The sequence below is a fragment of the Mesorhizobium sp. P3_A9 genome (assembly GCF_056402975.1).
Genome location: NZ_JBFUGJ010000060.1, coordinates 1 through 23,852 on the forward strand (window position 1 = coordinate 1; position 23,852 = coordinate 23,852).

At 63.3% G+C, this 23,852-nt stretch carries 21 protein-coding genes; 7 read left to right on the top strand and 14 right to left on the bottom strand.

Annotation, left to right across the window (positions count from 1 at the left end; all coding sequences use genetic code 11):
* Positions 1-16 precede the first annotated feature (16 nt).
* Positions 17-1,060, top strand: coding sequence for a DNA polymerase III subunit delta (gene holA, locus AC1DX0_RS11735; protein WP_477223903.1), 1,044 nt, complete (start codon positions 17-19; stop codon positions 1,058-1,060).
* A 303-nt stretch (positions 1,061-1,363) separates the two neighbouring features.
* Here holA and AC1DX0_RS11740 read toward each other — a convergent pair whose 3' ends face one another.
* From AC1DX0_RS11740 to mnmE, 5 genes are all read right to left on the bottom strand, one after another.
* Positions 1,364-2,251 (bottom strand): ParB/RepB/Spo0J family partition protein, encoded by an 888-nt coding sequence (locus tag AC1DX0_RS11740; RefSeq protein ID WP_477223902.1) that lies wholly within the window; start codon positions 2,249-2,251, stop codon positions 1,364-1,366.
* Positions 2,252-2,315: 64 nt separating this feature from the next.
* Positions 2,316-3,116, bottom strand: a complete 801-nt coding sequence (locus AC1DX0_RS11745) for a ParA family protein (RefSeq protein ID WP_258588435.1) — start codon at positions 3,114-3,116, stop codon at positions 2,316-2,318.
* A gap of 55 nt (positions 3,117-3,171) precedes the next feature.
* Positions 3,172-3,804 (bottom strand): 16S rRNA (guanine(527)-N(7))-methyltransferase RsmG, encoded by a 633-nt coding sequence (rsmG, locus tag AC1DX0_RS11750; RefSeq protein WP_477223901.1) that lies wholly within the window; start codon positions 3,802-3,804, stop codon positions 3,172-3,174.
* On the bottom strand, positions 3,801-5,672 hold the full coding sequence (gene mnmG / locus AC1DX0_RS11755; RefSeq protein ID WP_477223900.1) for a tRNA uridine-5-carboxymethylaminomethyl(34) synthesis enzyme MnmG: 1,872 nt from the start codon (positions 5,670-5,672) through the stop codon (positions 3,801-3,803). Before mnmG ends, rsmG begins: the two co-directional genes overlap by 4 nt.
* Before the next feature lie 252 nt (positions 5,673-5,924).
* A complete protein-coding gene (gene mnmE / locus AC1DX0_RS11760; protein WP_477223899.1) occupies positions 5,925-7,256 on the bottom strand; it encodes a tRNA uridine-5-carboxymethylaminomethyl(34) synthesis GTPase MnmE in 1,332 nt (443 codons plus the stop codon).
* A gap of 61 nt (positions 7,257-7,317) precedes the next feature.
* Between mnmE and AC1DX0_RS11765 the strand changes: the two genes are divergently transcribed.
* The gene (locus AC1DX0_RS11765) at positions 7,318-9,336 is read left to right on the top strand and encodes a thioredoxin domain-containing protein (protein WP_477223898.1); all 2,019 of its coding nucleotides are present in this window, start codon (positions 7,318-7,320) and stop codon (positions 9,334-9,336) included.
* Positions 9,337-9,459: 123 nt separating this feature from the next.
* On the opposite strand, the gene rho is transcribed toward AC1DX0_RS11765, so the two are convergent.
* The 3 genes from rho to hemE all read right to left on the bottom strand — a co-directional run bounded on the left by rho (position 9,460) and on the right by hemE (position 12,528).
* Positions 9,460-10,725 carry a transcription termination factor Rho gene (gene rho / locus AC1DX0_RS11770; RefSeq protein ID WP_027041130.1) on the bottom strand — a complete coding sequence of 422 codons (1,266 nt, stop codon included), beginning with the start codon at positions 10,723-10,725 and terminating at the stop codon, positions 9,460-9,462.
* A 235-nt stretch (positions 10,726-10,960) separates the two neighbouring features.
* A complete protein-coding gene (hemJ, locus tag AC1DX0_RS11775; protein WP_477223897.1) occupies positions 10,961-11,497 on the bottom strand; it encodes a protoporphyrinogen oxidase HemJ in 537 nt (178 codons plus the stop codon).
* Positions 11,497-12,528, bottom strand: a complete 1,032-nt coding sequence (gene hemE / locus AC1DX0_RS11780) for a uroporphyrinogen decarboxylase (RefSeq protein ID WP_477223896.1) — start codon at positions 12,526-12,528, stop codon at positions 11,497-11,499. The genes hemJ and hemE overlap by 1 nt, the downstream gene beginning before the upstream one ends.
* Positions 12,529-12,784: 256 nt before the next feature.
* On the opposite strand from hemE, the gene AC1DX0_RS11785 reads away from it, so the two are divergent.
* The 5 genes from AC1DX0_RS11785 (at position 12,785) to dnaQ (ending at position 16,726) form a co-directional block, all read left to right on the top strand.
* Positions 12,785-13,753, top strand: a complete 969-nt coding sequence (locus AC1DX0_RS11785) for a pyruvate, water dikinase regulatory protein (protein WP_477223949.1) — start codon at positions 12,785-12,787, stop codon at positions 13,751-13,753.
* Positions 13,754-13,781: 28 nt separating this feature from the next.
* Positions 13,782-14,381 carry a Maf-like protein gene (locus tag AC1DX0_RS11790; protein WP_477223895.1) on the top strand — a complete coding sequence of 200 codons (600 nt, stop codon included), beginning with the start codon at positions 13,782-13,784 and terminating at the stop codon, positions 14,379-14,381.
* Positions 14,374-15,216, top strand: a complete 843-nt coding sequence (locus tag AC1DX0_RS11795; RefSeq protein ID WP_477223894.1) for a shikimate dehydrogenase — start codon at positions 14,374-14,376, stop codon at positions 15,214-15,216. The genes AC1DX0_RS11790 and AC1DX0_RS11795 overlap by 8 nt, the downstream gene beginning before the upstream one ends.
* Positions 15,213-15,806, top strand: coding sequence for a dephospho-CoA kinase (coaE, locus tag AC1DX0_RS11800; RefSeq protein ID WP_477223893.1), 594 nt, complete (start codon positions 15,213-15,215; stop codon positions 15,804-15,806). The genes AC1DX0_RS11795 and coaE overlap by 4 nt, the downstream gene beginning before the upstream one ends.
* A 221-nt stretch (positions 15,807-16,027) precedes the next feature.
* Positions 16,028-16,726, top strand: a complete 699-nt coding sequence (dnaQ, locus tag AC1DX0_RS11805) for a DNA polymerase III subunit epsilon (protein WP_477223892.1) — start codon at positions 16,028-16,030, stop codon at positions 16,724-16,726.
* On the opposite strand, the gene AC1DX0_RS11810 is transcribed toward dnaQ, so the two are convergent.
* The 6 genes from AC1DX0_RS11810 to AC1DX0_RS11835 form a co-directional block, all read right to left on the bottom strand.
* Positions 16,721-17,674, bottom strand: coding sequence for an alpha/beta hydrolase (locus AC1DX0_RS11810; RefSeq protein ID WP_477223891.1), 954 nt, complete (start codon positions 17,672-17,674; stop codon positions 16,721-16,723). The genes dnaQ and AC1DX0_RS11810 overlap by 6 nt on opposite strands.
* A gap of 12 nt (positions 17,675-17,686) precedes the next feature.
* The gene (locus AC1DX0_RS11815; protein ID WP_477223890.1) at positions 17,687-18,367 is read right to left on the bottom strand and encodes an isochorismatase family protein; all 681 of its coding nucleotides are present in this window, start codon (positions 18,365-18,367) and stop codon (positions 17,687-17,689) included.
* Between the two features lie 232 nt (positions 18,368-18,599).
* Positions 18,600-19,904: a M24 family metallopeptidase gene (locus AC1DX0_RS11820; protein ID WP_477223889.1), complete on the bottom strand. Its 1,305-nt coding sequence runs from the start codon at positions 19,902-19,904 to the stop codon at positions 18,600-18,602.
* Between the two features lie 265 nt (positions 19,905-20,169).
* Positions 20,170-21,138, bottom strand: coding sequence for a GlxA family transcriptional regulator (locus AC1DX0_RS11825; RefSeq protein WP_477223888.1), 969 nt, complete (start codon positions 21,136-21,138; stop codon positions 20,170-20,172).
* 107 nt (positions 21,139-21,245) lie between these two features.
* The gene (locus AC1DX0_RS11830; RefSeq protein WP_477223887.1) at positions 21,246-22,427 is read right to left on the bottom strand and encodes a trans-sulfuration enzyme family protein; all 1,182 of its coding nucleotides are present in this window, start codon (positions 22,425-22,427) and stop codon (positions 21,246-21,248) included.
* On the bottom strand, positions 22,424-23,852 hold a 1,429-nt coding region (locus AC1DX0_RS11835; protein ID WP_477355424.1), incomplete at its 5' end, for a pyridoxal-phosphate dependent enzyme. The genes AC1DX0_RS11830 and AC1DX0_RS11835, both read right to left, overlap by 4 nt.

A 23,852-nucleotide genomic window follows, 5' to 3' on the forward strand; every position in this document is an offset into this window, starting at 1 on the left:
ATGCTAACCACCACTCATGGCACAGAAGAAAGCTTTCGAGGTCGATTCGTGGCTCGCGAAGCCTGACCCGCGCATCTCGATCGTCCTGCTTTACGGACCCGATCGCGGTCTCGTTTCCGAGCGGGCGAAGGCCTTTGCCGAAAAGACCGGCCTGCCGCTAGACGATCCGTTCTCCGTGGTTCGGCTCGAGGGCTCGGAGGTCGACCGCGACGAAGGCCGGTTGCTCGACGAGGCTCGCACCGTGCCGATGTTTTCCGACCGGCGCCTGCTCTGGGTGCGCAACGCCACCGGCCAGAAGGCGCTGGCCGACGACGTCAAGGCGCTGACGGCGGAGCCGGCACGGGATGCCATCATCCTGATCGAGGCAGGCGATCTCAAGAAAGGCGTCGGGTTGCGCGCCGTGGTCGAGGCGGCGGACGGTGCCATGGCGCTGCCTTGCTACGCTGATGAGGCCCGCGACATCGACACGGTCATCGACGACGAGCTGCGCAAGGCCGGCATGTCGATGACCATGGAAGCGAGACAGGCGCTGCGCCGCAATCTCGGCGGCGACCGGTTGGCCTCGCGTGGCGAGATCGAAAAGCTTGTTCTCTATGCCCATGGCCAGAAGGATATCGGGCTGGAAGAGGTCCGGGCTATGTCGGGCGACGTCTCCGGCGCCTCTTTCGACGACGCCGTCGATGCATTGCTCGAGGGGAAGGTCGGCGACTTCGACACCGCCTTCACCCGTCACTGCCAGTCGGGGGGCCCGCCTTTTCTCGTGCTGTCGTCGGCGATGCGGCAGTTGCAGCAGATCCAGATCATGCGCGGCCAGATGGACTCTGGCGGCCGTAACGCGGCGTCGGTCGTTGCCGGCGCGCGGCCCCCGGTTTTCTTCTCCAGGCGCAAGCTGGTGGAGAAGGCGCTCGACCGCTGGAGCAGCGACGCGCTCAGCCGCGCGCTGACCCGGCTGCAGACGGCCGTGCTGCAGACGCGGCGGCGGCCGGATCTGGCTGTGGCGCTGGCACGTCAGGCGCTGCTGGGGATTGCAATTGAAAGCAGCCGGTTGGCGCAGCGGTGAAACGCGTGATCTCCCCCAAGCGGGGGAGATTGGCAGCTTCGACGCCGTCGCCAAACATCAGCGCCGCAGAAAGAAAGTGCCGGCAACCGCCAGCCCTTTTATCGTTCTTTGATTTCAAGCTGAAACTTGATTTGCCGGCTAAATACTGTGCTTTCTCAGGCACCTACCGCTGGTCCTTCAGCCGCCTACAGAGCTCGTGGACCGCCGAGAGTCGAGTCGGAATTCTGAATTTCTGTCGGAGTCGGGACACAGCGGCCGTATATCACCGATATATCAGCTGTAGAGCCTAACCTTAAGCCCGCCCTACCGCTCCTGCTTCAATCGCCGGCACAGCTCATCAAGCTGCTCCAACGACCGATAGGACACCCGCAGCTCGCCGCCCTTGCCCTTGTGGTCGATGGCCACGATCATGCCGAGCGTGTCGGTCATCAGCTTTTCCAGCGCCAGCGTGTCGGTGTCCTTTTCCGGCGCGGCTTGTGCCTGCTTCGGCTTGGCCGGCGTCGGCCCGGCCGGCATTTGCGCCAGCGCTTCGGCTTGGCGCACCGAAAGGCCCTCTTCGACGATGCGCTTGGCAAGGCCGGCCGGATCCTCGGCCGTCACCAGAGTGCGGGCGTGGCCGGCCGACAGCGCGCCGTCGACCAGCATGTCACGGATCACATCCGGCAGCTTCAACAGCCGCAGCGTGTTGGCGACATGGCTGCGGCTCTTGCCGATGACATTGCCGAGATCGGCCTGGGTATACCCGTGATCGTCGATCAGCTGCTGGTAGCCCAGCGCTTCCTCGACCGCGTTGAGGTCGGTGCGCTGGACGTTCTCGATGATCGCCAGTTCGAGCGCGGTGCGATCATTGACCTCGCGGATGATGACCGGAATCTCGGTCAGCCCGGCGCGCTGCGCCGCCCGCCAGCGCCGCTCGCCGGCGATGATCTCGTAGCGGCCGGCCTGGTTCGGCGACGACCGTGCCACCACCGGCTGGACCACGCCATGTTCGCGGATCGACTGGGCAAGGTCGGTGAGTTCGGCGTCGCCAAAATGCCGGCGTGGGTTTTTCGGGTTCGGGCTGAGGAACTCGATCGGCACCTTGCCGTCGGCGCTCATGCCGGGCTTTTCCGGCGCTGCCGGGCGATCGATCTCGCCGATCAGTGCGGCCAGCCCACGGCCCAGTCTTTTTCTCGAAAGGTCTTCGCTCATCTCTATTCCAGGTGTTTAGATCGTTTCGGTATCGAATCGGCTGTTAATTATGCTGACGGGCTAATCAAGCGGCGCGCAATTTGCGCTCGCGGCGGATCACTTCCGAGGCCAGCTGCAGGTAGGCCTGGCTGCCCGAGCACTTCAAATCGTAAAGGATCGCCGGCTTGCCGTAGGACGGCGCCTCGGACACCCGCACATTGCGCGGAATGATGGTCTCGTAGACCTTGTCGCCCATATGCGCCCGTACATCCTGCACCACCTGGTTGGCGAGGTTGTTGCGGCCGTCATACATGGTCAGCACGATGCCCTGGATGATGAGGTCCGGATTGATCGAGCGGCGCACCTGCTCGACGGTCTCCAGCAACTGGCTGAGGCCTTCGAGCGCGAAGAACTCGCATTGCAGCGGCACAAGAACAGAATCGGCTGCCGCCATTGAATTCAAAGTCAAAAGGTTGAGCGAAGGCGGGCAATCGATCAGCACGTAATTGAACGGCGCCCCGCGTTCGGTGGCGGCGCGCAGCGCATTGCGCAGCTTGAGCACCCGGTCCGGCGCCGAGGCGATCTCCATTTCGATGCCGAGCAGATCGAGCGTCGACGGCACGATTGACAGGCCGGGCACGGCGGTCGGAATGGCCGCGGCTTCCAGCTCGAGTTCGCCGGTCAGAACGTCGTAGGATGAGACCGTACGATCCTTGCGGTCGATGCCGAGGCCGGTGCTGGCGTTGCCTTGCGGGTCGAGATCGACGATCAGCACCTTTTCGCCGATTGCAGCGAGCGCGGTGGCCAGATTGATGGCGGTGGTCGTCTTGCCGACACCGCCCTTCTGGTTGGCTACGGTGATGATTCGGGGGCCGTTCTTCATCATGGATCTATGCCAGGAATTCATTTTTGGGTCGCCAAATAACCCGACACGTCGAAGCTCAGACAGGCCTGATGTCGGACAGTTCGAGGATGACGCCATGAGGGTCGGTCACACTGGGATGTTCTACCAGATCGAAGGCCCATCGGTTAATGCTTTCTTGCACTTCGGCGCGATAATCCCGGCCTTTGTGGAACAGCCCGCGTGCGCCAGACGTCAGCCAGGGCGCCGACAGATCGAGCAGGGCAGAAAGCGAGGCCAGAGCCCGCGCCGTGACGATTTGCGGTGCTGAAACAAGTGCATGGCTGTCCTCGATCCGGCGCGCCACGACCCGCGCCGGCAGGCTGAACTGGCCAATGACAGTCTGCAGGAACGACGCTTTTTTGCGGTTGCTTTCCACCAGATCGATGCTGGCCCCCGGACGCTCGGCGAGCAGGAAGGCCATGACCAGGCCCGGAAATCCACCGCCCGAACCAATGTCGACCCAACGCGTGGCGCTGGGTTCTATGCGAGCCAGCTGCGCGCTGTCCAATATGTGGCGCTGCCAGACATCGCCCGCTGTCGACTGCGCGACCAGGTTGATGCTGCGGTTCCATTTCTGGAACATCTCTTCGAACGCCACCAGGCGATCGAATGTTTCACGTGAAACCGGGCCGGCCGCATCCTGCAGGCTCTCTAGGGAGAAAGAGCTCACGCAACGTCTCTCTGCGCGCCTTCATGGTGCCGGACATGCGCGACAATGATCGCCAGCGCCGCCGGCGTCATGCCCTCCATGCGCTGGGCGTCAGCAACGGAGCGCGGCCGCCGCGTCTGCATCTTCTGCTTCAACTCGTTGGACAGTCCGGGCACGCCGGCAAAATCGACGGTTTCCGGGATCAACCGACCCTCCTCGTGGCGGATCTGCGCGACATCGCTCTTCTGGCGATCGAGGTAAACCGAATATTTCGCCGCCGTTTCGAGCCGCTCGGCGGTCTTGGCATCGACGGCTGCAAATTTCGGCTCGACCCTGGCCAGCCAGGCGACGTCGACATCGGGATAGGCCAGCAACTCATAGCCGGACCGGCGCACGCCATCCCTGTTGATCTCCAGCCCATGTCGCGCCGCCTCATTGGGCGTCATCGTCAGCGACTTTGCCAATTCCCGTGCCGAGCCGAGCCGTTGCATGACATCGCCATAGCGCTGCATCCGTTGCGCCGAGGCGATTCCCAGCCTCGCAGCCAGCGGCGTCAGCCGTTCATCGGCATTGTCGGCACGAAGCGACAAGCGGAATTCGGCCCGCGAGGTGAACATGCGATAGGGCTCGCTGATGCCGCGGCTGGTCAAATCGTCGACCATCACGCCGATATAGGCCTCGGTGCGGCTCAGCACGATCTGTTCGCCGCCCGCCGCCCGCCGCGCCGCGTTGAGGCCGGCGAGCAGGCCTTGTCCGGCGGCTTCCTCATAGCCGGTCGTGCCGTTGATCTGCCCGGCGAGGAACAGACCACCGACGCGCTTCGTCTCGAGCGTCTGACGCAGTTCGCGCGGATCAACGTGATCATATTCAATGGCATAGCCGGGCTGCAGCATGACCGCGCGCTCCAGCCCGGGGATGGTTTTCAGGATGTCGAGCTGCACGTCCTCAGGCAGCGAGGTCGAAATCCCATTGGGATAGACGGTGTCGTCGTCGAGCCCTTCCGGCTCAAGGAAGATCTGGTGCCCATCACGGTCACCGAACTTGACGATCTTGTCCTCGATCGACGGGCAATAGCGCGGGCCGACGCCTTCGATCGAGCCCGAATACATTGCGGAACGGCCAAGATTGGCGCGGATCAACTCATGCGTAGCAGACGTCGTGCGGGTGATGCCGCACTCGATCTGCGGCGTCTCGATCCGGTCCGTCATCAGCGAGAACGGTACGGGATGTTCGTCCGCTGCCTGGCTTTCCAGCGAGGCCCAGTCGATTGTCTTTCCATCCAGCCGCGGCGGTGTACCCGTCTTCAGCCGGCCGAGCTTGAAGCCCGCGCGGTCCATCGTCGCCGACAGGCCAAGGCTTGCCTGCTCGTTCATGCGGCCGGCGACGATCTTCTTTTCGCCGATATGAATGAGTCCGCGCAGGAAAGTTCCGGTCGTCAAAACCACGGCGCCGCAGGCCAGCCGGCGGCCATCTGCCAGCAGGACAGCGGCGATTCGCCCCTCGACGATCTCGAAGTCTAGGACTTCGCCCTCGACCACGTCGAGATCGTTCTGCTCCCGAATCGCTTCCTGCATCGCAAGGCGATAGAGCTTTCTGTCGGCCTGCGTGCGCGGCCCGCGCACCGCTGGACCCTTGCGGCGGTTGAGCAGGCGGAACTGAATGCCGGCCGCATCCGCCACCCGGCCCATCAGACCGTCCATGGCGTCGATCTCGCGGACCAGATGGCCCTTGCCGAGGCCGCCGATCGCCGGATTGCACGACATCACGCCAATCGTGTCGAAGCGCAGCGTCACGAGCGCGGTTTTGGCGCCGGCGCGCGCGGCCGCACTGGCCGCCTCGCAACCAGCATGGCCGCCGCCCACCACAACCACATCATAGTGATCGGTCATTTCCAAATCCTGGACTCAGTAGAGATTGAGGGACACATGTCCCCGCAGGGCGAAGCTGTCAAGAAAACTTCGCGGCAAGTTTCACGTGAAACAGGTTGAGAGGCAGCACGTCCGGCCTTTGTTTCACGTGAGTCACGACTGCGGTGATTGTTTCACGTGAGTCACGCTAAGGGCGCCTTCGCTAATCGACTAGGCATGAGCCATCATCGAAGACTCAGCTCACGTTTCAGCCAAGTCATTGTTTCACGTGAATCATTTCCCGATGCAGAACTGCCCGAAGATCACGTCCAGCATGTCTTCGACATCGATGGCGCCGACGATTCGGCCCAGGCGGTCAGCGGCCAGCCGCAACTCCTCAGCCCGCAGTTCCTGGCCAGTGGCATCGCCGTCGATCGCTCGAAGCAGATGGAGATTCGCATCGCTCAGCAATTCGACATGGCGCAGCCGCGAAGGGAGAACATCGCCCACATCGCCGGCTGCACTAGCCGCGCGCCGGCCGATCTCGGCAAGTAGCGCCTCAACACCAGTTCCATTTACGACTGAAATGACAAGGTCATAGCGACCGGCCACACCCCCAGCCGACTGCTCATCCAACAGGTCAAGCTTAGTCCCGACGCGCAACAAAGGCGCAGCAACCGGGACTGGGCCGATGTCCGTGGGAGCCGGAATGTCTTCCAGCAGCAGCAAAAGATCGGCGCGGTCCGCCTTGGCCCTGGCCTTCTCAATACCGATGGCCTCGACCTTGCCCGGCGCCTCGCGCAATCCAGCCGTGTCTGTCAGCCTGACGCGCAATCCCTCTAGGTCCAGCACCACCTCGAGCAGGTCGCGCGTCGTGCCTGGCTCATCCGTTACAATAGCTGCATCCCGGCGCGCCAGGGCGTTGAACAGACTCGATTTGCCGGCATTCGGCGCGCCCAGAATAACCACCTCGAAGCCGTCGCGGATGATTTCCGCGGCGTGAAACCCGGCGATGTGGCGATCAACCTCGTCGATCATCGCCCTTACATCAGACCAAACCGTATCCGAAACGGATCCGGGCACGTCATCCTCGTCGGCAAAGTCGATCTCCGCCTCGATCATCGCCCGTGCATGGATCAGCTGGCGACGCCAGCTCATGTAAAGATCGCTCTGGACGCCTTCGGCATTCCGGATGGCAAAGCGGCGCTGCGCCTCGGTCTCCGCGTTGATCAGGTCCGCCAGCGCCTCGGTCTCCACCAGGTCGAACTTGCCATTCAGAAAGGCACGGCGGGTAAATTCACCAGGCTCTGCGTGCCTGACGCCGTCAAATCCGGCGATCACCTCCAGCATCCTGGCGACCACGGCACGCCCGCCATGAACATGGAATTCGGCGACATCCTCCCCGGTGAAGCTGGCCGGACCGGGGAAAAAGATCACCAGACCGCTGTCCAGCACGGTTGCGTCCGGCGCCCGGAACTTGCGCAGAACCGCCGCACGCTCCTTAACCATGCCGCCGGCGATCGTTTCGACCACGAATCGAGTCTGCGGACCGGAGATACGCAGCACGGCAACACCGGCCGGAAGCCGGCCGCTCGACAACGCAACGATCGAATCGCCTGAAATCATTTGCCCGCTCTGTTGAACCGCCCTAGCTTCGCGCCTTCAAAACAACCCGAGTGTGCCCATCGTGACATTGCCCGCGCAAAACCTGCTTGCCCAGGAAGCCAGCCCCTATCTGCAGCAGCACAGCGGCAATCCCGTCCACTGGCGGGCCTGGTCGCCGGCTTCTCTGGACGAAGCAAAGACGCTCGATCGCCCGATCCTGCTTTCCGTCGGCTATGCCGCCTGCCACTGGTGCCATGTCATGGCGCACGAAAGCTTCGAGAATGACGACGTCGCGGCCGTCATGAACCGTCTGTTCGTCAATATCAAGGTCGACCGTGAGGAGCGTCCGGACATCGACCAGATCTATATGGCCGCCCTGTCCTCGATGGGCGAGCAAGGCGGTTGGCCGCTGACCATGTTCCTGACGCCGGATGGCAAGCCGTTCTGGGGCGGCACCTATTTTCCGCGCGTGGCGCGTTATGGCCGTCCTGGCTTCATCCAGGTGATGGAAGCGGTCGACAAGGCCTGGCGCGAGAAGCGCGACAGTCTGCATCAGAGCGCTGACGGCCTGACCTCCCATGTCGAGGCGCGGCTGTCCGGCTCGCATGCCAAGGAGAGCCTTGATCGCGGCACGCTCACCGACCTCGCCGGCCGCATCGACGGCATGATCGACCGTGACCTTGGCGGCCTGCGCGGCGCACCGAAATTCCCCAACGCGCCATTCATGCTTACCCTGTGGCTGTCCTGGCTACGCGACGGCAACGCTTCCCACCGCGACGACGTGCTCGTCAGCCTCGAACAGATGCTGAGCGGCGGCATCTATGACCATATTGGCGGCGGGCTCAGCCGCTACTCGACCGACGCGGAATGGCTGGTGCCGCATTTCGAGAAAATGCTCTACGACAATGCCGAGCTGATCCGCTTCTGCACCTGGGCCTTTTCGGCGAGCGGCAATGATTTGTTCCGGGTACGAATCGAAGACACTGTCGACTGGCTGCTACGAGAAATGCGCGTCGATGGCGGTGCCTTCGCCGCCAGCCTCGACGCCGACAGCGATGGTGAGGAAGGGCTGTTCTACACCTGGAGCAAGGACGAGATCGAGGTCGTGCTCGGCGATGATTCAGCGTTGTTTTTCAAATACTTCACGCTCTCCAGCCCGCATGGCTGGGAAGGCAAGCCGGTTGTCCATCAAACCCGCGCCCAGCAAGCCCAAAGCGTGGCCGAGCGCGAGCGGCTGATCCCGCTCAAGGCCAGGCTTCTCGCTGCCCGGGAAGAGCGGGTTCGGCCTGGCCTGGACGCCAAGACCCTGACCGACTGGAACGGCCTGATGATTGCAGCGCTCGCAGAGGCGGGCCGCTCACTGGGGCGGCCCGTCTGGATCGAGGCCGCGGCCAAGGCCTTTGCCCACATCTCCGGCGCCAGCCGCGACAACCGCTTGCCGCATTCCATGCTCGGCGCCAGGAAACTCTTTCCCGCTCTGTCGATTGACTATGCCGCCATGGCCAATGCAGGGATTTCGCTGTTCGAGGCATCGGGCGACTGGAACTATATCGACCAGGCAAAGCAATTCATTGAACAGCTCGACCATTGGCATGCTGACGCCGAAGGGACGGGTTACTATCTCACCGCTTCGGACAGCACCGATGTCCCGATCCGCATCCGCGGCGATGTCGATGAGGCCATTTCGTCGGCCACCAGCCAGATTATCGCAGCGCTGGTGCGGCTCGCTTCCGTCACCGGCGACTTCGACCTCGGGGAAAAGGCCTGGAAGGTTGCCGAGCATGCGGCCGGCCGCGCGGCGCACCAGGCCTATGGTCAGGCCGGCATCGTCAATGCCTGCGCCCTTGCCATCGAGCCGCTGAAGCTGGTTCTGATAGACGATCCGGCGAATCCCAAGCTTGTTCCGGTTGCGAATCGAAACCCTGACCCACGCCGCGTGGCCATTGTCCTCGCAATCGGTTCGGAAACGAATCGACCCTTGCTACCCGGCGGGATTCTACCGCCGACGGAGAAAATCGGTGCCTGGCTTTGTACAGGTCAGGTCTGCCTCCCCGTCGTGGCCGATCCGGAAGAACTTGGCCGGCTTCTGCGCCGTCCGTAACGTCACGGCGCGTCTGCCAAAGCTTCTGCCTGTCGCGACCCGGACCCGACGCAATGAAAAACCCCATCCCGGTTTCCCGGAACGGGGTTTCAATTCGCAGGCCGGAAAACTCCGGACAGACGGTTACGTATTCATCGAGTCGAAGAAATCGCCATTGGTCTTGGTCTGCTTCAGCTTGTCGATCAGGAACTCGATCGCGTCGGTGGTTCCCATCGGCGCCAGGATGCGGCGCAGCACGAAGATCTTCTGCAGATCCGAGCGCGGAACCAGCAGGTCTTCCTTGCGGGTGCCGGACTTCAATATGTCCATGGCCGGATAGATGCGCTTGTCGGCAACCTTGCGGTCGAGCACGATTTCCGAGTTACCCGTACCCTTGAACTCTTCGAAGATGACTTCGTCCATGCGGCTGCCGGTATCGATCAGCGCGGTGGCGATGATGGTCAGCGAGCCGCCTTCCTCGATGTTGCGGGCGGCGCCGAAGAAACGCTTCGGCCGCTGCAGCGCGTTGGCATCGACACCGCCGGTCAGCACCTTGCCGGATGACGGCACCACGGTGTTGTAGGCACGGCCGAGACGGGTGATGGAATCGAGCAGGATGACGACATCACGGCCATGTTCGACCAGGCGCTTGGCCTTTTCGATGACCATTTCGGCGACCTGGACGTGACGCACCGCCGGTTCGTCGAAGGTCGAGGAGACGACCTCGCCCTTCACGGAGCGCTGCATGTCGGTCACTTCTTCCGGCCGCTCGTCGATCAAAAGCACGATCAGATAGCATTCGGGATGATTGGTGGTGATGGAGTGGGCAATGTTCTGCAGCAGAACGGTTTTACCCGTACGCGGCTGCGCGACAATCAGGGCGCGCTGGCCCTTGCCGAGCGGCGCCACCAGGTCGATGACGCGGGCCGAGATGTCCTTGGAGGTCGGAACCTCCATTTCCATCTTCAGCCGCGAGGTCGGGTAAAGCGGCGTCAGATTGTCGAAGTGGATCTTGTGACGAATCTTTTCGGGATCGTCGAAATTGATCGTGTTGACCTTGAGCAGCGCGAAATAGCGCTCGCCCTCTTTCGGGCTGCGGATCGGTCCTTCGACCGTATCGCCGGTCTTCAGCGAAAAGCGCCGGATCTGCGACGGCGAAATGTAGATGTCGTCGGGACCTGGCAGATAGTTGGCATTGGCAGAGCGCAGGAAGCCGAACCCGTCCTGGAGCACTTCGACCACACCATCGCCGATGATCTCGACGTCCTGGGCGGCCAGTTTCTTCAGGATCGCGAACATCAGTTCCTGCTTGCGCATGACGCTGGCGTTCTCGACCTCGAGCGATTCGGCATAAGCGATCAGCTCTGGCGGTTTCTTGTTCTTGAACTCGGCGAGTTTCATTTCTTGCATAAACGGACCTTGAATAGATGGAGTCTGGGCAGGCTTTGGGAGGATATCGACGGGATGCGACAAATGCCGGGCGCGGCCGAAAGCAATGAGGGGCGGCGCATGACGGGAAGGAAGACCCGTCTTTTATCGTCGGTCGGGTGAAAGAGCAAGCCGCGTTTTGCGGAGACGGAAAAGGCTTAAAACACCTTATGCATGTCGTTGTCCCAAAACCGGGACCACTTTTGGGCGACATGCATTAGAACGGCTTGACGACAACCAGGATCACGATTGCGATCATCAGCAATGTGGGGATCTCATTGACGATCCGCCAGTGCTTCGCGGGCTTTTCATTGCGGTCCTCGGCAAATTTCCGCACCGCGCCGGCCAGATAGCCATGAACAGCGGACAACAAAAGCACCAGGCCGATCTTGGCGTGCAGCCATCCGCCCTGGAATCCGAAAACCTTCCAGGCCAGCCACAGCCCGAACACCCAGGTTACGATCATAGCCGGATTGATGATGGCGCGCAGCAGGCGCCGCTCCATCACCTTGAAGGTCTCCGACTGCACCGAGCCTTTCTCGGCATCGACGTGATAGACGAACAGCCGCGGCAGATAGAGCATGCCGGCCATCCACGAAATGACGGCAAGGATATGGATCGCCTTCGCCCAGGGATAGAAACTTTCGGGTGCTGCGAAAAACAAAAGCGCGGTGAGAACCACCAGCACGATGATCCCGATAGTCATGCGCATCATCGCCTGACCCGTGCTGTTGGTGTTGTTCATCTCAGCCATCAGCGTGTCGCACTCCGAACCTGTTTCACCATCGCCTCGACATGGGCGATCGGCGTCTCCGGCGTGATGCCATGGCCGAGATTGAAGATCAGCGGCCCATCACCCAGCGCTTTCAGGATCGTCTCGACTCCATCCGACAAGGCCTTGCCGCCAGCCACGAGGCGCAAGGGATCGAGATTGCCCTGGACGGCACCCGAGCGCTGCAAATCCTTCGCTGCCGCCAGCGGCACCGTCCAGTCGATCCCCAGACCCGTTACACCGGTCTTCTGACGATAGGTGCGATAGCGAGCCCCGGCACCCTTGGGAAAACCAATGATCGGAACCTCGGGATGGACAGCGCGAACCTGCCTGACGATCTCGGCCACCGGCCAAACGCAGAACTGGTCGAACGACGCGTCGTCGAGCACGCCGGACCAGGAATCGAAGATCTGCACCACATCGGCGCCGGCGTCGATCTGTCGGATCAGATAGGCTGCCGAGTGATCGGCCAACACTTTCAGCAGCTGTTGAAACGCTTCCGGCTCACGGTAGGCAAACAGTCGCGCCGGCGCCTGGTCGGGTGTTCCATGGCCAGCAATCATATAGGTCGCCACCGTCCATGGCGCTCCGCAGAAGCCTATCAGGGTGGTCTCCTCAGGCAGTTTTGCCCGCAACCGGCGAACCGTCTCGTAGACCGGTTCGAGATTCACGTGAAACACATCGCCTTCCAGAGCCGCCATCTCGGCCACCGAGATCGGCGTCAAAAGCGGTCCTCTTCCCTCTTCGAAGCGAACGTCGCGGCCAAGGGCATGTGGAACGACAAGGATGTCCGAGAACAGGATCGAGGCATCGAAGCCGAAGCGTTCGATCGGCTGCAATGTCACTTCGACGGCAAGGTCGGGATCATAGCAAAGGTCGAGGAACGAACCGGCACGTCTGCGCGTCTCCCGATACTCCGGCAGATAGCGCCCGGCCTGGCGCATCATCCAGAGCGGAGGCGGAAACACCGCCTCGCCCTTGAGGACGTCCAGCATGATCCGGCTTTTGGGCATCGAGCTCGCCTCTCCCAGCCTCCCTATAATCTTAAAGATTCTTATATCTAAGATTCTTCTGATTCTAAGAGTCTGTTGGTTGTGGTGGTTGTCACCTGTCCCGCTTTGCCCCGAAAAACACCAGCAAGCATATTGTCGCGCGCTTCGTTCTCCCGGATGTAGGGTTCTGGGGATAGTTCGGATTCCGCCACTGGAGTCAAAGCCTTACGATACTGCGGGAAAACTCGGCCCTGTGGATGGATGCAGGGCAAGAAAACTGGTCCCCAGACTTGTCCCCAGCCGCCCGACGAGACTGACAGCACAGCGAATTGTGGACAAACTGCCATCTGATACAGTCGCCTCCGACCGGCCTCTCTTTCTGTCCCGGTTTATCCACACAAGCCCACAGCCCCAGGTGTACCCTGTGAACAAACCCCAGAGCTTCTTTCACCTGCACCTTATTTCCGATGCGACCGGCGAAACGCTGCTCGCCGCCGGGCGCGCGGCTTCGGCGCAATACAAGGACGCGCGCGCCATCGAGCACATCTATCCGCTGATCCGTACCGAAAAGCAGGTGGCCAAGGTGTTCGAGGATATCGAGGAGGAGCCGGGCATCATCCTCTATACCGTCGTCGACCAGAAGCTGGCGCGCGGCATCGACGAGCGCTGCGCCACAATGGGCCTGCCCTGTGTGTCGGTGCTGGAGCCGGTGCTGACTGTCTTCCAGTCCTATCTCGGCACGCCGGCCGGCCGCCGCGTCGGCGCCCAGCATGTCCTCGACGCCGAATATTTCCGCCGCATCGATGCGCTGAACTTCACCATGGACCATGATGACGGCCAGCTACCGCTCAACATGGACGATGCCGATGTCGTGCTGATCGGCATTTCGCGCACGTCGAAGACGCCGACCAGCATCTATCTCGCCAACCGCGGCATCAAGACCGCCAACATTCCGATCGTGCTTGGCGTGCCGGTGCCCGAAAGCCTGGTCGCAGCCAAGACGCCGCTGATCGTCGGGCTGATTGCCACCGCCGAGCGCATCTCGCATGTCCGCCAGAACCGCATTTTGGGCAACAGCAGCGACTATGAGGCTGGCGACTATGTCGACCGCGCGGCCATCACCGAGGAGCTCGCCTACGCCCGCCAGATCTGCACGCGCCATGGCTGGCCGATGATCGACGTCAGCCGCCGCTCGATCGAGGAAACGGCCGCGGCCATCGTTGCCCTGAGGGGGAAGACGCGCTAGGGCGGAACGCCAACCCTGGTAAACAAGCATGACCGAAAAAATCATCCTCGCCTCAGGCAGCCCGTTCCGCAAGGCGATGCTCGTCAATGCCGGCATCGACGTCGAAGCGGTGCCGGCCGATGTCGACGAGCGCGCGCTTGAGGCGCCTTTGCAGAACAGCGGCGTCTCGCCCGAGGATGTCGCTTTGGTGCTGGCCGAGGCCAAGGCCACCGAGGTGAGTGAGCGCAAGCCGGGCGCGCTGGTGCTTGGCTGCGACCAGACTTTGTCGCTCGGCGATGAAGTGTTCCACAAGCCGGCCGACATGGAGGGCGCGCGTCGCCATCTGCTGACGCTGTCGGGCAAGACCCATCAGTTGAACAGCGCCGCGGTGCTGGTCCGTGACGGCAAGGTGCTGTGGCGCCATGTCGGCATCGCCTCGATGACCATGCGCAAGCTCGACCCCGCCTTCATCGGCCGGCATCTCGCCCGTGTCGGCGCCAAGGTGCTGGCCAGTGTCGGCGCCTACCAGATCGAAGGCGAAGGCATTCAGCTTTTCGAGAAGGTCGAAGGCGACCATTTCACCATTGTCGGCCTGCCGCTTTTGCCGCTGCTGGCGGAACTGCGGACGCTGGGAGCGATCGATGGCTGAGACGTCGAAAAAAGCTTTTGTCACCGGCCACCCGATCAAGCATTCGCGCTCGCCGAAGATCCATGGCCACTGGCTGGCCAAACACGGTATCGACGGCAGCTACGAGGCCATCGACGTGGCGCCGCAGGATTTTGCCGAATTCATCGCGACGTTGCAGGCAAACGGGTTTCGCGGCGGCAATGTCACCATTCCGCACAAGGAGGCCGCCTTCGCGCTGGCCCACCGCCGCGACCAGGCGGCGGAAGAGATCGGCGCCGCCAACACGCTGTGGTTCGAGGATGGTGTCTTGTGGGGCGGCAACACCGATGGCCACGGCTTTGCCGCCAATCTCGATGATTACGCGCCGGGCTGGGCGAGTTCGGGACCGGCGGTCGTGCTCGGCGCCGGCGGCGCATCGCGCGCCGTCATCCAGGCGCTGAAGCAGCGCGGTTTTGGTGACATCCGCATCGTCAACCGCACGCTCGCCCGGGCGCAGGAATTGCGCGATCGTTTCGGCGCCGGTGTCTCGGCGCATGGCACGGCGGCGACCAACGAATTGCTGGCCGACGCCGGCCTGTTGATCAACACCACGGCGCTCGGCATGGTCGGCAATGAAGGTCTCGCCGCCGATCCGGCCCTGCTGCCGGACCACGCTGTCGTCACCGACCTCGTCTATGTGCCGCTCGAAACGCCGCTGCTCGCCGCCGCGCGCGCCAGGGGGCTGAAGACGGTCGACGGCCTTGGGATGCTACTCAATCAGGCGGTGCCCGGCTTCGAATATTGGTTCGGCGTCAGGCCGCAAGTCACGGCTGAGCTCCGCGCGATCATCGTTGCCGATCTGGTGCCAAAACCATGATCGTGCTCGGTCTCACCGGCTCGATCGGCATGGGCAAGTCGACGACGGCGAAGATGTTTGCCGAGGCGGGCGTACCCATCCACGATTCCGACGAGACCGTGCATCGCCTTTATTCGGGCGTGGCGGCGCCTCTGATTGAAGCCGCCTTTCCCGGCACTACTGTTGGCGGTGTGGTCGACCGCGCCAAGCTCGGTGCGCGCGTGCTCGGCGATACTGGCGCGCTGAAGCGGCTGGAAACCATCATCCACCCGCTGGTCCGCGTCGATGCCGATGCCTTCCTGGCCAGGCATCGTAACGCCGGCGAATCGATCGCTGTGCTCGACATTCCGCTGCTGTTCGAAACCGGCGGCCGTGGCCGCGTCGACAAGGTCGTCGTCGTCACCGCACCCGCCGAAGTCCAGCGCCAGCGCGTGCTGGCGCGGCCTGGGATGACCGAGGAAAAACTGGCGGCGATCCTGGCCAAGCAGGTGCCGGATGAGGAGAAGCGCAGGCTGGCGGATTTCGTCATCGATACCGGGCAGGGGCTGGATGCCGCACGTGCGGCGGTCGATGCGATCATCGCGGAACTGATCGGCGGGTCTGATCGCTGACGCCCTTCCTTCCCTTCTCCCCTTGCGGGAGAAGGTGGCCTCGCGCAGCGAGGTCGGATGAGGGGTGTTCCAGCTTGACGCCGACGGCACTCCGTCACCCACCCCTCAACCGTCTCGGCGCTGCGCGCCGATCCACCTTCTCCCACAAGGGGAGAAGGAAAAAGAGGCATTGCCATTTTGTTCTCGTGTCCCGATTCTGCTCCCTAGGAGCACCTGATTCGATGCGCGAGATCATCTTCGATACGGAAACCACCGGCCTTGATTCGCGCGACGACCGCGTGATCGAGCTGGGCGGCGTCGAGTTGGTCAATCGTTTCCCGACCGGCAGGACGTTCCACCACTATATCAATCCGCAGGGCCGTGCGATCCACGCCGAGGCGCAGGCCGTGCACGGCATCAGCGCGGCGGATCTTCAGGGCAAGCCGACCTTTGCCGACATTGCCCAGGAGTGGCTGAACTTCACTGACGGTGCCAAGCTGGTTGCCCACAACGCCACTTTCGACATCGGCTTCCTCAATGTCGAATTCGGCCGGCTCGGTCATCCGGTCATAGACAATGGGCTTGTCGTCGACACGCTGGCGCTGGCGCGCCGCAAGCATCCGATGGGCCCCAATTCGCTCGACGCGCTCTGCCGGCGCTACGGCATCGACAACACGAAGCGCACCAAGCACGGCGCCCTGCTCGATTCCGAACTGCTGGCCGAGGTCTATATCGAGCTGATCGGCGGCAAGCAGGCTGCGCTCATCCTCGACAGCGCCACCGCGCCGGCGCAGGGCGAAAATATCAGGCACATCGAAATCATCGTCGCCCAACGCCCGAGGCCGCTGCTGCCGCGCCTGACTGAAGCAGAGCGCGCCGCGCACACCGCCATGGTCGCCACGCTCGGCGAAAAGGCACTGTGGCTGAAAGCTTCCTCATAGATACGGCCACTCGCCCCGCCCTAGTGCCGCAACCGCCACGATGATGCGGCCAAAAGCTTCCGCAGCAGCCGGCACGGTCGCGCGGGCGCGCAGGAAGCTGTGCACGAGACGGGGCTCCTCATGCCACCAGGCCTTGCCGCCGGCCGAAACAATGCGGTCGCGATAGGTCTCGCCATCGGATGACAGCGGGTCGCACTCGGCCGTGATGATCACCGTCGGCGGCAGGCCGGAAAAGTCGCTGTCGCGCAATGGTGAAAAGGTCGGATCGTCAGGCGACTGCTTCTTGGCCGAGCGGATGTCGCGGTAGAAGGCGATATCGCCGACCGACAGCAGCGGCGCCTCGGCATGTTCGACATAGGAGCCCGAACTCTCGTCGCCGCCCAGGCCGGGATAGATCAGCACCTGGCCGATCGCGGCCCTGATATGCTTGCGCGTCGCTTGCGCGACGGCCGCCGCCAAATTGCCGCCGGCGCTTTCGCCGCACAGCACGAGCGGCAGGTCGCTGGCTGTAGCCGCCCAAGCAAAGACGGACATCGCATCGTTGAAGGCAGCGGGGTGAAGATGCTCCGGCGCCAGCCGGTAGTCGACCGACACCACGTCGAAACCGGTGCCGGCGCATAGCTCGGCGCAGATGTCGTCATGGCTGTCGAGCCCGCCCAGGATAAAACCGCCGCCATGGAAATAAAGCACCATCGCCCGCGCGGCCTTGCCAGCGCGCTGGTAGTGGCGGATCGGGATGCCGTGACCCGCAGCGGCAACCAGGCCATCGCTGGCCTTGACCCCTGCGGGGCGGCCCCGGTGGAAGGCGCGGCACATGCGGTCATAGATTTCGCGCTGCTTGTCGATCGGCAGGCCGATGATCTCGGGCGGATACCAGGCGTTGACGCTGTCTATGTACGCCCACAGCACCGGATCGAGCCGTGTTTCGTATTTGCCGCGGCCGCTCATGTCAGTCTGCTGTCATAGATCGGCGTAGAGCGCGGCGGCATTGTCGAAGCTGAAGCGCAGCGGCACCGAGCCCTCGACCTGCCAGACGGTGACCGTCTCGCCGGCCAGCAGCCGGCAGGCGCCATCCGTGTCGGTGACGGCGCCGCCATAGAGCCGGTTGGCAAGGTTGAGGATGCCGGTCTGGTGCATGGCCGCACTGCCGCTGCCGCAGGCATCCTTGACCAGCAGCACGCGGAACCCCTTGGCCACCGCATCTTTCACAGTGGCGTCGATGCAGGCCTCGGTCCAGACCCCGGCAACAACCAGCCATTCGATGCCGGAAGCCTTGAGCCGATCAGCCCCCGGCCCTGATCGGAAGGCGCTGGCCTCGGCCTTGATCAGCAGTCCTTCGCCGTCCGCCGGCGCCACCTCATGGCAGATCTCGGTCAGCGGATCGCTCTTGTCCGAAAAGGCAGACTTGCCGTCGGCATCGAGCGGATGAAAGGGCCGATCCTGCTTGTCGAGATCGACGATGTAGGCCCAGTGCTGGAGCGGCACTTTGTTCGCGCGCGCCGCCGCCTGCAGCCGCTGGACGTTGGCCAGGATGCCGGCAAAGCCCTCGACCAGATAGCGCGGGTCCTGCCGGTGCTCTTCCTGCAGATCGATGAAGACGGCGGCCACCGTGCCGCGGTTGAGGGAGATGGGGGTTTTCATGCTGCGCCTTCTTCCATATGCCGGCGGGACAGCACCCCCCTCTGCCCTGCCGGGCATCTCCCCCGCAAGGGGGGAGATCGCCGGTCACGAATGCCTTCGCCGATGGCCAGATTTGCAGAAAAAAGCGCTGCAGGCGACGCTGCCAATCTCCCCCCTTGCGGGGGAGATGTCCGGCAGGACAGAGGGGGGTGGGAGGGAACGAGGCGCTCGTTATGAGCGTTGGTTGCCACCATCAAACCTGCTTCTCCAGAAACTCATCCTCATAGGGAAAGCGCGACAGCAGCTCTGTCCCCGTCTCGGTGATCAGGATCTCGTCCTCCAGCTTGACGCCCTCGCGGCCGCCCTTCTCGCCGATATAGCTTTCCACGCTCACCACCATGCCTGGCACGATATGGCCGTCGCGGCCATAGGTCTCGTAGTCCATGGCATGCGCGATGAACGGTGTCTCGCCATGCATGCCGACGCCGTGCATGACCGAGGTATAGCGCTGGTCGACAAAACGGTCGGGGATTTTCCACGCCTTCTCGGCGATCTCACGAAACGCCATGCCGGGTTTGACGATTCCGATGTTGTGCTGCACCTGGTCATGTGCCATGCGGTAGAGCGACTTCTGGTAGGGCGTCGGCTTGCCCGGGCCGCAACGGAAGGTGCGCGAGAAATCGGAATAATAGCCGTAGCAGCCGATCGTATCGGTATCGAGCGCCAGCAATTCGCCCGGCCGGATCTTGCGGCCGCTGGCCTCGTTGAACCATGGATTGGTGCGCTGGCCTGACGTCAAGAGCCGCGTCTCGATGAATTCGCCGCCCTGGCGGATGACCTCGCCATACATGATGGCGAACAAATCGTTTTCGGAGACACCGGGCTTGATCGCCTCCCGCACCGCGTAGACGGCGGCTTCAGCGCCCGCCATCGACACCTGCAGGCATTTCACCTCCTCGGGTGTCTTGATAGCGCGCACGGCGAGGATTTCGCCCTGGCAATCCCGCACATCGCAGCCGCGCTTTTCCAAAGCCAGCGCCTGCAGATGGCTGCAGCGGTCGAGCCCGAGCTTCATCGAGCCGCCGCCGTGCTTCTTCAGGAGCTCGGCGATCTCGTCGGCGAAAGGCCCGGCGGTCTCGTCGTCGCGGCCGGAGACCGACGACCAGACGAGCTTGGAAGGACGCGCCTCGTCGATCGTGTCGAGCACCATGGAGACATGGTAGCTCTGCGGATATTCGAACAGCACGATCGGCCCTTCGGTCGGGATAAAGAAATAGCGGGTCGAGTTGCGCAGGAAATAGCCGAACATGTTGCGCGAGCCGGTGGCGTAGCGCTGGTTGTAGGGGTCGAACAGAACGACGCCGCCATAACCGGCCTCGCGCATCCAGCCGCGCAGTTTTGCCAGCCGGCCTTTACGCAAGGCGTCGGCATCGATGAAGGACGGCTCGGTGTCCGACAGCCACATGCCGCCCGCCGGATCAGCCGCCGCGGGGTGGCGCATGCGGTCCTTGAAGTCGACGTCCTCGGTGCTGTCGGGGTCGAATACGACGATGCTCATGGGGGCTAGCCTTGGGTCGGTTGCGAGGTCTGACCATGGCGTATGCGATGAGCGGGGGTTGTGCGAAAAACCGCGTGTGTTGTGCGGAATGCCGCTAGCCTTGCAACGTATGGCGCTGCCCCTCACCCAGCCTCCGCTTCGCTCGGCTGACCTCTCCCCGAGGGGAGAGGAGATCACGAGCGCTAGCGCTTCCCTCTTCTCCCCTCGGGGAGAAGGTGGCCGCGAAGCGGCCGGATGAGGGGGTCTACCCTGATAAGCGCCGACTCTAATGCCGTCTCGCCAGCTTCGGCGGATGCCCGTGCTCCTCGCGAAATGCCCGAGCAAAGCTCGACATCGAGGCAAAGCCGCAGGCCAGCGCCACGTCGCGCACGGCAAGCGTCGAGTGCGCCAGCAGGTCGGCGGCGCGCTTCAGCCTGAGCCGCCGGTAATAGCCATTGGGCGAGATGTCGAGTTCGGAGCGGAAGGAGCGCTCGAGCTTGTCGGACGACACGCCGAGCCGGGCGGTCAGTTCAGCCATGCCGAGCCGCTCCTCCACCGCATCCTCCATGATGGCGATGGCCGACAGCACCAACTCGTTCTGCACGCCTGTGCGCAGGCGCAGCGGCATCAGCTTGCGGTCGACACTGGAGCGCAACTGGCTATGCACGAACCATTCGGCGACGCCGGCGGCAAGCTCGGCGCCGTAATCCCGGGTGATGATCTCCAGCATCATGTCGAGGCTGCCGACGCCGCCGGCCGAGGTGAAACGCTTGCGGTCGATGACATAGAGATCGCGCCGCAGTTCGATGTTGGGAAACGCTTCGGTGAAAGCGGCCTGGCTGGTCCAGTGCAAGGTGCAGGCATGGCCGTCGAGCAGGCCGGCACGCGCCAGGAAGAACGCCGCATCCGCCACCGCGCCGATATGCGCGCCATTGCGCAGGCTGCGGCGGATCCAGCTTGCCGCATCCTCGGCGACGAGGTGATCGGCGTCACCACCCGAGCACACCACGATGCGGTCGACCTTGGGCGCGTCCTCCGCGTAAAAACCCGGCTGGATGACGACGCCGTTCGATGCCTCGACCGCCCCTTTGGTGCCGCCGACGATGATCCAGCGATAACACTGCCGCTTCGCCAGCACATTGGCGGCGCGCAGCGGCTCGATGACCGAACTGAACGCCATCATCGGAAAGCCGGGGAACACCAGCACCGCGAAGGTGAGGGGTTCGGTGGGTTTTTCGGGTTCGCGCGTCGCCATGGGCGCTACATCTCGGGCGAATGGCGCGCGAGGTCAACCGGGCCGATGCTTGAACCTGGACCGCTGGCTTTGGAGATTGGCTCGTCCCAGTCGGAGCGACTCTGCCCCTATCCCCCCAGCGCCTGCTCCAGATCCGCAATCAGATCATCGCCATCCTCGATCCCCGCCGACAGCCGCACCAGCGAATCCGATATCCCGATCTCCGCCCGCTTCTCGGCCGGAATAGACCCATGCGTCATCAGCGCCGGGTGTTCGATCAGGCTCTCCACCCCGCCGAGGCTTTCGGCCAGCGTGAACAATTGCGTGCGTTCGAGGAAGCGTTTGGTGCCGGCGAGATCGCGGTCGAGCACGGCTGATATCATGCCGCCGAAGGCATGCATCTGCTGCACGGCGATGGCATGCTGCGGGTGGCTGGCGAGGCCGGGATAGATCACCCGGCGCACATCCTTGCGGGCTTCCAGCCACTGCGCGATCTTCAGCCCGTTTTCGGAATGCCGCTCCATCCTGAGCGCCAGCGTCTTCAGCCCGCGCAGCGCCAGGAAACTGTCGAACGGGCCCGATATGGCGCCGATGGCGTTCTGCAGGAATTTTAGCTGGGCGGCCAGCTCCTTGTTGTCGCCGACGACGGCGACGCCGCCGACCATGTCGGAATGGCCGTTGAGATACTTTGTTGTCGAATGGACGACGATGTCGATGCCGAGTTCCAGCGGCCGCTGGATATAGGGGCTGCAAAACGTGTTGTCGGCGACCGACAGGATGCCCTTGCGTTTAGCCAGAGCCGCCACTCCTTCGAGGTCGACGATGCGCAGCAGCGGGTTGGTCGGCGTCTCGACCCAGAGCAGTTTCGTCTCCGGTCGGATCGCGGCCTCGACCGCCGCAAGGTCGGTGAAATCGACGAAGGAGACCTGCAGATTGGCCGAGCGCTTGCGCACCCGCTCCATTAGCCGGAACGAGCCGCCATAGATATCGTCGGTGGCGACGATATGGGCGCCGGAATCGAGCAGCTCCAGCACCGTCGAGATCGCCGCCAGGCCGGAAGCGAAAGCGAAGGCTGCGGTGCCGCTTTCGAGATCGGCCACGGCACGCTCGAAGGCGAAGCGCGTCGGGTTCTGGCTGCGGGCATATTCAAAACCCTTGTGCACGCCTGGCGACTGCTGGCCGTAGGTCGAGGTGGCATAGATCGGCACCATCACCGCACCGGTCAGCGGGTCGTGGCTCTGGCCGCCATGGATGGTGCGCGTCGAGAAGGCCAGGCGGTTTTTGCCGGCCGGCGGGGTATGTTTGGTCATCGGGCGCGCCTCAGATGGTTGATCAGGTCGATGCGGGTAATCAGGCCGACGAACTCGTCGCCGTCGAAGATGATGGCGACCTCGTTGCGGTCGAACACCGGCAGCAGCGCATCCAGCGTCTGGCTGGCCTGCAGCGTGTGCAGATTGGAGGTCATCGCCGTGCGCACCGGGCCGTTGAAGCGTTCCCAGCGCCCGTCATGCGGACCCTCGACCTTGGCCAGGATATCGCTTTCGTCGACGATGCCGACCAGTTTGCCCTCATCGAGCACCGGCAGTTGCGACACATCGGAGCGGCGCATGCGGCCATAGGCGTTGAGCAGGCTTTCGTCCGGCCCGACAGAGACCGTATCGCCGGTGCGGTGCGAGCGCATGACCAGGTCGCGCAGATCGCCATGATGTTCCTGCTCGGCCAGCCCCTGTTCGGCCAGCCAGAAATCGTCGAACACTTTCGACAGGTATTTGTTGCCGCTGTCGCAAACGAAGGTGACGACGCGCTTGGCCGACGTCTGCTCGCGGCAATAGCGCAAGGCGGCCGACAACAGCGTGCCCGACGACGAGCCGGCCAGGATGCCTTCCCGGGATAGGAGATCGCGCACCGCCAGCATGCTCTGCTTATCGGTGATCGAATAGGCCTTCTTGACCAGCGACAGATCGGCATTGGGCGGCACGAAATCCTCGCCGATGCCTTCCACGGTCCAACTGCCCGCCTCTTCCATCTTGCCGGTCTTGATCAGCGGCGCCAGCACCGAGCCGACCGGATCGGCGAGCACCATTTCGGTCTTCGGCGATACCTTCGCAAAGTAGCGGCCAAGCCCGGTCAGCGTGCCGCCCGAACCAACGCCGACAACCACCGCGTCGACATTGCCATCGAGCTGCGAAAAGATTTCCGGACCGGTGGTGGTCTCATGCGCCAGCGGATTGGCCGGATTGGCGAACTGGTTGGCGTAGAAGGCGCCCGGCACCTCAGCCGCGATCTTCTCGGCCATGTCCTGGTAATATTCGGCGTGCCCCTTGCCGACATCCGAACGCGTCATGCGCACTTCGGCGCCCAGCGCGCGCAGATGCTGGATCTTTTCGCGCGACATCTTGTCGGGCACGACCAGCACGATGCGGTAGCCCTTGGGAATGCCGACCTGCGCAAGCCCAAGGCCGGTATTGCCGGCGGTCGCCTCGACGATGGTGCCGCCCCGCTTGAGCTTGCCTTGCTTTTCGGCGGCGGCGATCATCGATAGCGCGATGCGGTCCTTGATCGAGCCGCCCGGGTTCTGGCTTTCGAGCTTGATGAACAGCCGGCATTTGCCGGTGTCGAACTTGGTCAGCTCGACCACCGGCGTCTGGCCGATGAGGTCGAGAACCGAGGCATAAGGTGGCCGCAAGCGGGACAATGGACCATCGGAGGGGGTGCTGCCTGGCGCAGCTTTTCCG

What these genes read in the sequence shown, in the direction of transcription:
- holA (WP_477223903.1), top strand. Translation starts at nt 17, where the DNA reads ATGGCACAGAAGAAAGCTTTCGAGGTCGATTCGTGGCTCGCGAAGCCT.
- AC1DX0_RS11740 (WP_477223902.1), bottom strand. Translation starts at nt 2,251, where the DNA reads ATGAGCGAAGACCTTTCGAGAAAAAGACTGGGCCGTGGGCTGGCCGCA.
- AC1DX0_RS11745 (WP_258588435.1), bottom strand. Translation starts at nt 3,116, where the DNA reads ATGATGAAGAACGGCCCCCGAATCATCACCGTAGCCAACCAGAAGGGC.
- mnmG (WP_477223900.1), bottom strand. Translation starts at nt 5,672, where the DNA reads ATGACCGATCACTATGATGTGGTTGTGGTGGGCGGCGGCCATGCTGGT.
- mnmE (WP_477223899.1), bottom strand. Translation starts at nt 7,256, where the DNA reads ATGATTTCAGGCGATTCGATCGTTGCGTTGTCGAGCGGCCGGCTTCCG.
- rho (WP_027041130.1), bottom strand. Translation starts at nt 10,725, where the DNA reads ATGCAAGAAATGAAACTCGCCGAGTTCAAGAACAAGAAACCGCCAGAG.
- hemJ (WP_477223897.1), bottom strand. Translation starts at nt 11,497, where the DNA reads ATGGCTGAGATGAACAACACCAACAGCACGGGTCAGGCGATGATGCGC.
- hemE (WP_477223896.1), bottom strand. Translation starts at nt 12,528, where the DNA reads ATGCCCAAAAGCCGGATCATGCTGGACGTCCTCAAGGGCGAGGCGGTG.
- AC1DX0_RS11790 (WP_477223895.1), top strand. Translation starts at nt 13,782, where the DNA reads ATGACCGAAAAAATCATCCTCGCCTCAGGCAGCCCGTTCCGCAAGGCG.
- AC1DX0_RS11795 (WP_477223894.1), top strand. Translation starts at nt 14,374, where the DNA reads ATGGCTGAGACGTCGAAAAAAGCTTTTGTCACCGGCCACCCGATCAAG.
- coaE (WP_477223893.1), top strand. Translation starts at nt 15,213, where the DNA reads ATGATCGTGCTCGGTCTCACCGGCTCGATCGGCATGGGCAAGTCGACG.
- dnaQ (WP_477223892.1), top strand. Translation starts at nt 16,028, where the DNA reads ATGCGCGAGATCATCTTCGATACGGAAACCACCGGCCTTGATTCGCGC.
- AC1DX0_RS11810 (WP_477223891.1), bottom strand. Translation starts at nt 17,674, where the DNA reads ATGAGCGGCCGCGGCAAATACGAAACACGGCTCGATCCGGTGCTGTGG.
- AC1DX0_RS11815 (WP_477223890.1), bottom strand. Translation starts at nt 18,367, where the DNA reads ATGAAAACCCCCATCTCCCTCAACCGCGGCACGGTGGCCGCCGTCTTC.
- AC1DX0_RS11820 (WP_477223889.1), bottom strand. Translation starts at nt 19,904, where the DNA reads ATGAGCATCGTCGTATTCGACCCCGACAGCACCGAGGACGTCGACTTC.
- AC1DX0_RS11825 (WP_477223888.1), bottom strand. Translation starts at nt 21,138, where the DNA reads ATGGCGACGCGCGAACCCGAAAAACCCACCGAACCCCTCACCTTCGCG.
- AC1DX0_RS11830 (WP_477223887.1), bottom strand. Translation starts at nt 22,427, where the DNA reads ATGACCAAACATACCCCGCCGGCCGGCAAAAACCGCCTGGCCTTCTCG.